The sequence below is a fragment of the Clostridium nigeriense genome, from assembly GCF_050585245.1.
In the GTDB taxonomy this organism is placed as follows: Bacteria; Bacillota; Clostridia; order Clostridiales; family Clostridiaceae; genus Clostridium; species Clostridium nigeriense_A.
In genome coordinates, this window is the sequence record NZ_JBNOOF010000013.1 from 58,127 (window position 1) to 67,387 (window position 9,261).

The following is a 9,261-nucleotide window of genomic DNA, read 5'->3' on the forward strand; positions in this document are numbered from 1 at the left end:
AAAATGAATTTTATAAATAATTAGTATAAATGATATAATAAATATAAATTTAATTTTTAAGAATTCCTTAATAAATTTGATACTAATTTTGTAGTTTATTGTTATTACCATTAGTATCATAGGAAGTTACTTTAACTACATTTATATTAAAAAAGTTTAGGGGGATATATGAGTAAGTACAATATTTTAGTAGTAGATGATGATAAGGAGATTACAGAAGCAATAGAAATTTATCTTTTAAATGAAGGCTATAATGTTTTTACTGCCTATGATGGAATTCAAGCATTAAAAATAGCACGTGAAGAGGAAATTCATTTAATAATTATGGATATAATGATGCCTAATCTTGATGGAACTAGAGCAACTATTGAGTTAAGGAAGGAAAAAGAAATTCCAATAATAATGCTTTCGGCTAAAACAGAAGACTCAGATATAATATTAGGTCTTAACTTAGGAGCAGATGATTATTTAACTAAACCTTTTAATCCATTAGAGCTAATTGCTAGAGTAAATTCTCAAATAAGAAGATATACAAGATTTTCTTCATTAAATACTGCTGATAATCAAGATGTAATTATAGTAGGAGGATTGGAATTAAACAAAGCAAGTAAGCTAGTAACTGTAAATGGAAAAGAAGCTAAACTAACTCCATTAGAATTTAAAATTCTAAGTCTCCTTATGAGTAATTTAGGAAGAGTGTTTTCAATAGAAGAAATCTATGAAAGAGTTTGGAATGAAGCCCCGTATAACGTAGATACTGTAACTGTCCATATAAGGAGGATAAGGGAAAAAATAGAGGTAGATCCTAGAAATCCTCAATATGTAAAGGTGGTGTGGGGAGTTGGATACAAAGTTGATAAAAAATAAAATTTTAAAAGATTTAGAAAAATATATAGTAGTGATATTATTAATATTTTTTTCTATTTCATTAGTTGGGACATTAAGAGAGTATGAAAATTTTGAGAATAGCATTTATGATAGTGATTTTGTAAAAAACCATTTTTTTGTATTAGATAGTAAATTGAATGAGTATAGAAAGTTTTTCTTAGATCTAAATGGCAATAAAAAGGAAGAGGTCTATAAAGAAAAAATAGAAGAAATTGAATTAGGAAAAGAAGTAAGATTAAAAGAAACAGAAAATAATATAAGAGCAATAGCAGAAGAAGATGAATTATCAGAAGAAGAAGTTACAAAGCAAATAGAAGAAGCTAAGAAAATAATTATGGAAGAGGATATCTCTACTTCTGTAGAAGACCATTTTAATTATGTTAGAGAATCCACAAATAATATTCTTTATGAAAATATAAATATAGAGTTTTTCTTCAGAGATGAATCAGGAGCAAAAATAACAAATATAGAAGATAGTGATATTGAAAAACAAATAGAAGAAAATAGCTTTATAAATGATAAAAATTATTATTATATGTATTTTCCAAATTCTGAGGTGAAAGAAGAAAAGAATCTTTATTCCAAGGAGTTAGAAAGTATATATGATTGTATTAATTATGATAGGGATGATTTGGTTAAGTTTTATAGAATACCAAAGGAATTAAGCCAAGGGGATATATTATACGATAAATTCTTACAGAGAAAAGAAGCTTCGGAAATTTTAAATAGAAAAATGGCTATAACCTCTATAATAGGAATTTTTATTCTAATAGTTGTGTTTATAATTTATAAGAAAAGAAAAAATAGTTGGACTAATTATTTAGAAGATTTATTACTTAAAATACCTATAGATATAAGAGCAGTAATTTTTACATGTAGTTTTAATACATTAAGATCTTTAATATTTAATGTAATACCTTATTATGAGAAAAGTAGTTATTCTAATGGAGTGATTTTAAAGTCGTATATTTTTATTATTCTAGACTATTATTTTTTAAAGGACATAGTGTTAATACTAAGTAGTAAGAGAAATTTGAATCATTTATTTATATTAAAGATATTTAAAGTTCTAAAAGAAAGCGAATTTGTAAAAACTAATAAATTTAAAGTTAGTTTTGTTATAGGAATATCTGCTTTAGCTATGATTTTATTTATTACTCCTATGTTATGGCCTTGGGCACATAGTATTATATCATTTGCTAGATTGTTTTTACCTGTATATATAGTATCAGCATGTGGATTTTTGTTAAGTATACTTAGAGAGATAAGTATTTTAGAATCAAAAACATTAGAAGTAGCTAAAGGGAATTATAGGTATGATATAAAAGGCAATAAAATAATAGTTTTAAAAAATATAGAAAATAATCTTATTACTATTGAAGATGGTCTTAAAGAAGCTTTAGATAAGGCTATAACTAGTGAAAAAATGAAAAGTGAATTAATTACTAATGTTTCTCATGATTTAAAAACACCACTTACTTCTATTATTAATTATATTGATCTTTTAAAGGAAGAGAATATTACTGATGAAAAAAAGAGGAAATATTTAGAAGTTCTGGATATTAAATCTAAAAGACTTAAAATACTAATTGAAGATTTATTTGAAGCTTCAAAGGCAGTGTCAGGAAATATGAATTTTATGAAAGAAGATTTAAATATAGTTTCTTTATTAAGGCAAGTTATTGGAGAATTAGAAGAAAAGATTTCTCAAGCTAATTTAGATATAATAACTAAGTGGCCAGAAGAAAAGGCAATGTTATATTTAGATGGAAGAAAAACCTTTAGGGTATATGAAAATTTAATAAACAATATAATTAAATATTCTATGAAAAATTCTAGAGTTTATATTGATGTAATTAATAATGAAGATGATGTTATAGTTATTATGAAAAATATTTCTGCTTATCAAATTAATTTTACAGAAGAGGAAATTATTGAAAGATTTAAAAGAGGAGATCAGTCAAGAAGTACAGAAGGATCAGGTTTAGGGCTTTCTATAGCTAAAAGTATAGTAGAGTTACAAGGTGGAGATTTTAAGATAGAAATAGATGGAGATCTATTTAAGGTAATTACTAAATTTAATAAAAATAAATAAGCATATTATATGATTTACGCTATTTTATGAAAATAGGAAAGTATAAATAATTTATTCTTTTAATGATTATTTATACTTTCCTTTCTTTAGTTTTCAAATGTACTATTAAACTTTGAGATGACTTATATAATAGCCATAGAATAAGCAAAATTTAATAGGTGCATTTTTCTATTCTTCATCATCTAGTAAGTTATCTATGTCGGTTACATTCTCATCAGAATTTTCATTAAGAAAACTATTATTTTTATAAGATATATGATTTATAGACTGATAAATTTTTTCAAGTAGGTAATTTTCAATTCTTTTAGATTTATAGTATTTATTAAATATTATAAAACCCCATATTCCTATGATAGCAAAAGTAATCATAAATAGAGCTCCAATACCATAAAAAACTATTTGAAAAATTTGAACTGCTAAATCCATATTAATACTCCTCCAAAATTTAACTACCAATATTATAGCATATATGAAAGTGATTTTTTATATAAATTTATTTAATCACTAGAAAAGTATAAAGATTTTGATTACTTAACTATTTTTATGGATATAATTCTAGAAGATACTAACTATAAGGAGAAGTATATATGAAGAAATTAATAATAACGCTAGTATCAACTGCATTGGTGGTTAGCTTTCTAATAGGCTTTATAGATGTTTCAAGTCCAAATGTTAAAAATAATGATGCTGAGCTTATATATTCAGTATCTAATATACCGACTGATTTTAAAGCGGTTGGTAGTCTGGATAAAAGATCTCAAGATATAATTACTGCAACTAGTAGAGGATTAGTGGAGTTAGATGAAAATAATGAAATACAGCCATCTTTAGCTGAAAGCGTTGAAGTTAGAGAAGATGGATTGGAATATGATTTTAAAATAAGAAGTGATATATATTGGAGTGACGGAACTAGAATAACCCCGAGAGATATTGCAACATTCTTTAGAGAAATATTGACAGAAGAAAATGAAGAGAATATAGCAGCTTTATTAAATGTATATGGAGCAACTGTTTTTAGAGGTGGTGAAGGTTCATTTACGGAAGATGTAGGAATAAGTTTTGGTGAAGATAATATAGTTTTCAGATTAAACTCTGCTGATGATAAATTTATTCAAGAGATGACTACGCCCCAATATAGAGTAAGAAAAAATGTTTTGTTATGGGAAGATATCCAAAAAAATTATAGTGATTTAATATACTCAGGATATTATAGCATTGAAGATATGAATATGTCAGAAGTAAGCCTAAAGAGAAATGATAAGACTTCTTCTAGTATAGCTGAAAAAATAAAAATTATTTCAGATGATGGTGAAGAAATAGCTATGGCATCTTTTGAGGTAGGGGGAAGAGATATAGTTATCAACCCACCAAAGAGTCAGTTAAGTAGACTTAATTCTGAAGGGCGATTAATTAGTTTGAAGTCAAATAAAACTATGTTCTTAGCATTTAATACAAAGGAAGATGTATTACAAGTAGATGGAAGAAGAGAGGCTTATAGGCTGATAAATAAAGCTTTCGAGGAGTACCAATTAGGAAATAGTATTTATATCGAACTTGCAGAGGGAAGTTATTTCAGAGACGATAAAGAAGATCTAGCAAAACTTCAAGCTAGAAAAGTAATGAGTACGGAAGAGAAAGAATGGGTTGAGCCTGAAGTTTTACATATAGTTGCAGAAGAAGGTAGCGAAAATAAAGAGATTTGTGAATATTTATCAGCTTGGTTTGAAAATAATACTGATATTTATTTAGTTTATGACTTAATTACTAAAGATGAATTAGATAGTATTGATGGATCAAATTATTATGATATGGCTATTATTCAAGGCGATTTAACTTTATCTAATGATGGATCTATTTATAATAACTTATTGAATTTTTTAGATGATAGTAATAAAGAAAAACTATCATCGGCTAAAACTGAGGGAGAAAGACAGGAAATATTTTTAAGTATAGAAGAAGATATATTTAATAATTATAGAGTTCTTCCAGTACTTTTCTATAATGATAATATTGCTATTAATAAGAAAATTAAAAATCTTGCTATGGATGGAAATGGAAATATTGATTTTAGCAATATAGAAAAATCATAAAGACTGAGAATTAACTCAGTCTTTATGATTTTATATTTGAATTATTTTCTTTTTGGCCTTTATTATCTCTAGAATTATCATTAGTATCTGAGTCTTTATTACTATCAATTTCTATAGTCTCAATTTCTATAGTCTCATTGTCTTCTAGAGAGTCATCTTCTATATAATCATCTTCATTGGCTCTATATTCAAGGGATTGATTAAGTATATTTGTTTCTAACATAAAATCATCTTTAAATAAAAATATAATTAATTGATATATAAAGATGTTTTTGTAACTATCAAAAGATGAACTAGAAGAAGAAAATACATTTTTCTTCCTAGAATAAGAAACATTTCTTCTAAATATTGGTGCTATACCAAGTCCTGAAGGAGATGATGTGTTAGCCATCTTAAAGAAATTTTCATCTAACATATCTGATGAGCTAAATGTTAATCCTCTATATCTTTCAGCATCATCTAGAGTAGGTGCTTCAGGCCATGATGTGATTATTCCCGAATTAACCAGATATTTTCTGTATAATGAAGAAATCATATTTTTATATTCTTTTTCTCTACTATCTTCATTAGAATACATAAATAATGCTAAAAAATAAAAGGATATATCGAAGCAAGTATATTTTAACTCTTTTTTACTAGATAGTTTTAGAAAAGTTTCTTTATCATCATCATATAAAGCTATTAATTTTTTAATTATCTCTTTAGCTTTTTCATTAAAGGTAATCATTTGAGTATGTTTAAATGATAACATTAAATTTATTGCAAAAAGCGAAGTGAAATCTAAAGCATCAACATAGTAGTCTTTTTCATCAAATTTATTAATTAGAAAATCTGTTAAGTCAATAATTAATATTTCAGCATTATTATTTTTACAATTGTTATAGAATATATTTATTGCAAGAAGAATTTTGCATATTTCTTCAAAGGAGCAATTATAAATATTTTCTTTAAATTCATTAAGAGTTTCAAGAATTTCAAGGGAAAAGTTATTATAATCTGCTGAAATTTCATCTTCTGGGTATAATATTGAGTATAGGTTATAGGAAACCATCATAAAAGCTTGGTCGGAAAACTTAAATTTATTATCTTTATCTACAAGATTAAAGCCCTTATAGTTATTTTCCGCTAAGTTCTTTTTTTCAGTGAAAATACCCTCATTATTTCTAAGGTTAACTGAATAAAACTCAAGCTGTTTTCTTGAAAGTTTTTTATATATTTTTGAATAGGAATATAGTTTTTTATCTACATCTTTAAATCTATAATAGTAAGTAGATAAATTAAGTATACTTGCAGTCAAGAGCGCATTAGTTCCTGGTGATATATCTTTTTTAAAAGATTCTTCATCAAACCCATTGTAATTTTTACTATGAATATAATTAGGAGAAGATTTTCTATATATACATAGTAGTGGAGAAAAATTGGTAGATGTGGTAATATCAATGGAGGATGATAATTTTTTGTAATTTTTAACAGAATCAATTAATCCGCATTTTGACTCTAGAACTAAGGTTCTTATGGCCTCTTTTGATAAGTGAAAAAGTTGGCCGTTAATTTCTTTATGAGATAGCTTATTCATTCTAAAATATGGTCCTATATATCGCAAATTCTTCACCTCTTCATTAATCCTCATATTAATAATATGAGTTTAGTATTAAAATAGTGCATAAATTTTTATAATATTAAGACTGGAGGTAATATCATGAGAATAGATGGAAGAAAAAATGATCAAGTGAGAGCAACTAAAATTACTAGGGGATATACAAAATATGCAGAGGGATCTGTATTAATAGAAGTTGGAGATACGAAGGTTATATGTACAGCTTCAATAGAAGATAAGGTACCACCCTTCTTAAAGGGGCAAGGTGAAGGTTGGATTACTGCTGAGTATAATATGTTACCAAGATCTACAGGAACTAGAAAAGTAAGAGATATAGCTAGACTTAAGATTGATGGTAGAACTATGGAAATTCAGAGATTAATAGGAAGAGCTTTAAGATCTGTAATGGATTTAAAAGCATTAGGTGAAAAGACTATATGGATAGATTGTGATGTTATCCAAGCAGATGGTGGAACTAGAACTACTTCTATAACAGGAGCTTTTGTGGCATTAGTTGATGCAGTAAATAAGCTTCATAAAGAGAAGCCTTTTGAAGTATATCCTATAAGAAAGTTTGTAAGTGCGACAAGTGTAGGAATACTTAATGGAGAGAAAATATTAGATTTGTGCTATGAAGAAGATTCTAATGCCAAGGTTGATATGAATATTATTGCTACAGATGAAGGTGAATTCATAGAGATACAAGGAACAGGAGAAGAATCTCCTTTTAATAGAAATGAATTAAATGATTTATTAGACTTAGCACAAAAAGGAATTAAGCAAATGGTTCAAATACAAAAGGATGCTTTAAAAATGGATGCTTTATGGATAGGTACTGGGGGAAAATAATATATGAAGAAGCTAGTTATTGCAAGTAATAATGAAGGAAAAATAAAAGAAATAAAAAAAGTTTTAGCTAATCTCCCTATTGAAGTCTTATTCTTAAAAGATATGGGGTTAGATATAGATGTAGAAGAGGATGGTTTAACATTTGAAGATAATGCTAAAAAGAAGAGTGTGGAAATATATAAAGAATTAATAAAAAAAGGTGAAAACAACTTTATAGTAATGTCAGATGATTCTGGTTTAGAAGTTGATTATTTAAATGGAGAACCAGGAGTTTTTTCAGCAAGATATGCTGGTGAGCATGGAAATGATAAAAAGAATAATGAAAAGCTACTTTTAAATTTATCTGGAGTTAGTAATGAAAATAGAAAAGCTAGATTCGTATGTCAGTTAGCTCTTATAAGTGATAAAAATGAATACAGAACTTTAAGAGGAACTGTAGAGGGATATATACTGGAAGAAGAGAAAGGACATGGAGGATTTGGATATGATCCATTATTCTTTTATGAACCATTAAATAGAAGTTTTGGTGAACTTACTATGGAGGAAAAAAATAAAATATCTCATAGGGGAGTTGCACTAGAAAAAGTTAAAGAAATTATAAAAGAGTTATTATAGGAGGAGAAAATGAAAATTGCTGTAATTAGTGATTCACACTATGAAGCTTCTTCTATTAATGAAGTAAAAAAATATCTTAATGATGTGGATATAATTTTACATTGTGGAGATGGAGCTCCAGATACTAAACTTTTAGAAAGATATTTTAATGGAGAAATTTATGCTGTTAGAGGAAATTGTGATATTTCAAGTGAATACCCTTCTGAAAGAATAATTGAAGTAATTGAAAAGAAGATATTTATAACTCATGGAAATATGTATAATGTAAAGAATGAATATAATACTATATTTTATAAAGGAAAAGAAGTTGGAGCAGATATAGTACTTTTTGGACATTCTCATAAGGCTATTATAAATAAATACGATGGATTAATAATAATGAATCCAGGAAGTATAACTTTTCCTTATGGAGCAGCAAAGAGAACAATGGGATTTATTGAGATATTTCAAGATAAAGAACCTAAGTTATATATAAAGGAAATATAGCAATATAGCCAGGCAATCCGTTTTCTTATTGTAGTAATTTTATGTTTTATATAAAAAACTAATATTTATATTAAAATTATTTAAAAAAATATATTGACGGATTGCTATTCCTATTGTAGAATAAACATTGTCGCTGAGAGATATCAAAGCTTCGGGGTGTGGCGCAGATGGGAGCGCGCGTGGTTTGGGACCATGAGGTCGCAGGTTCAATCCCTGTCACCCCGACCATTTAAAACCTAATATGCGGGTGTAGCTCAATGGTAGAGCCCTTGCCTTCCAAGCAAGTTACGTGAGTTCGATTCTCATCACCCGCTCCAATAAAAGGTTTTAAAAAAAAGTATTGACAAGTAGACAATGATGATATAAAATAGTTTATGTTCTTTACGAGAATATGCGTGTTTAGCTCAGCTGGATAGAGCAACGCCCTTCTAAGGCGTGGGCCAGGAGTTCGAATCTCTTAACACGCACCATAATCTCGGGGTGTGGCGCAGATGGGAGCGCGCGTGGTTTGGGACCATGAGGTCGCAGGTTCAATCCCTGTCACCCCGACCATTTAAAACCTAATATGCGGGTGTAGCTCAATGGTAGAGCCCTTGCCTTCCAAGCAAGTTACGTGAGTTCGATTCTCATCACCCGCTCCA

General features: G+C 27.7%; 8 protein-coding genes and 5 tRNA genes. 11 read left to right on the forward strand and 2 right to left on the reverse strand.

The window, feature by feature from the left end:
* The first annotated feature begins 168 nt into the window (after positions 1–168).
* Both ACQPUY_RS16125 and ACQPUY_RS16130 read left to right on the forward strand, forming a co-directional pair.
* On the forward strand, positions 169–867 hold the full coding sequence (locus ACQPUY_RS16125) for a response regulator transcription factor (protein ID WP_430842815.1): 699 nt from the start codon (positions 169–171) through the stop codon (positions 865–867).
* Positions 842–2,983 (forward strand): sensor histidine kinase, encoded by a 2,142-nt coding sequence (locus ACQPUY_RS16130; protein WP_430842817.1) that lies wholly within the window; start codon positions 842–844, stop codon positions 2,981–2,983. Before ACQPUY_RS16125 ends, ACQPUY_RS16130 begins: the two co-directional genes overlap by 26 nt.
* Positions 2,984–3,151: 168 nt before the next feature.
* On the opposite strand, the gene ACQPUY_RS16135 is transcribed toward ACQPUY_RS16130, so the two are convergent.
* A complete protein-coding gene (locus ACQPUY_RS16135; RefSeq protein ID WP_430842819.1) occupies positions 3,152–3,409 on the reverse strand; it encodes a hypothetical protein in 258 nt (85 codons plus the stop codon).
* Positions 3,410–3,570: 161 nt separating this feature from the next.
* Between ACQPUY_RS16135 and ACQPUY_RS16140 the strand changes: the two genes are divergently transcribed.
* Positions 3,571–5,073 (forward strand): ABC transporter substrate-binding protein, encoded by a 1,503-nt coding sequence (locus tag ACQPUY_RS16140; RefSeq protein ID WP_430842821.1) that lies wholly within the window; start codon positions 3,571–3,573, stop codon positions 5,071–5,073.
* Between the two features lie 22 nt (positions 5,074–5,095).
* Here ACQPUY_RS16140 and ACQPUY_RS16145 read toward each other — a convergent pair whose 3' ends face one another.
* Positions 5,096–6,649 (reverse strand): hypothetical protein, encoded by a 1,554-nt coding sequence (locus ACQPUY_RS16145; protein ID WP_430842823.1) that lies wholly within the window; start codon positions 6,647–6,649, stop codon positions 5,096–5,098.
* Positions 6,650–6,772: 123 nt separating this feature from the next.
* Between ACQPUY_RS16145 and rph the strand changes: the two genes are divergently transcribed.
* From rph to ACQPUY_RS16185, 8 genes are all read left to right on the forward strand, one after another.
* Positions 6,773–7,519, forward strand: a complete 747-nt coding sequence (rph, locus tag ACQPUY_RS16150; protein WP_430842825.1) for a ribonuclease PH — start codon at positions 6,773–6,775, stop codon at positions 7,517–7,519.
* 3 nt (positions 7,520–7,522) lie between these two features.
* A complete protein-coding gene (locus tag ACQPUY_RS16155; RefSeq protein WP_430842827.1) occupies positions 7,523–8,134 on the forward strand; it encodes an XTP/dITP diphosphatase in 612 nt (203 codons plus the stop codon).
* Between the two features lie 9 nt (positions 8,135–8,143).
* Positions 8,144–8,620 carry a YfcE family phosphodiesterase gene (locus ACQPUY_RS16160; RefSeq protein WP_430842829.1) on the forward strand — a complete coding sequence of 159 codons (477 nt, stop codon included), beginning with the start codon at positions 8,144–8,146 and terminating at the stop codon, positions 8,618–8,620.
* Between the two features lie 152 nt (positions 8,621–8,772).
* Positions 8,773–8,848 (forward strand) — tRNA-Pro (locus ACQPUY_RS16165).
* A gap of 15 nt (positions 8,849–8,863) precedes the next feature.
* Positions 8,864–8,937 (forward strand) — tRNA-Gly (locus ACQPUY_RS16170).
* A gap of 76 nt (positions 8,938–9,013) precedes the next feature.
* A tRNA-Arg gene (locus tag ACQPUY_RS16175) sits at positions 9,014–9,090 on the forward strand.
* Positions 9,091–9,096: 6 nt separating this feature from the next.
* Positions 9,097–9,172 (forward strand) — tRNA-Pro (locus tag ACQPUY_RS16180).
* Positions 9,173–9,187: 15 nt separating this feature from the next.
* Positions 9,188–9,261: transfer RNA gene (locus tag ACQPUY_RS16185), tRNA-Gly, on the forward strand.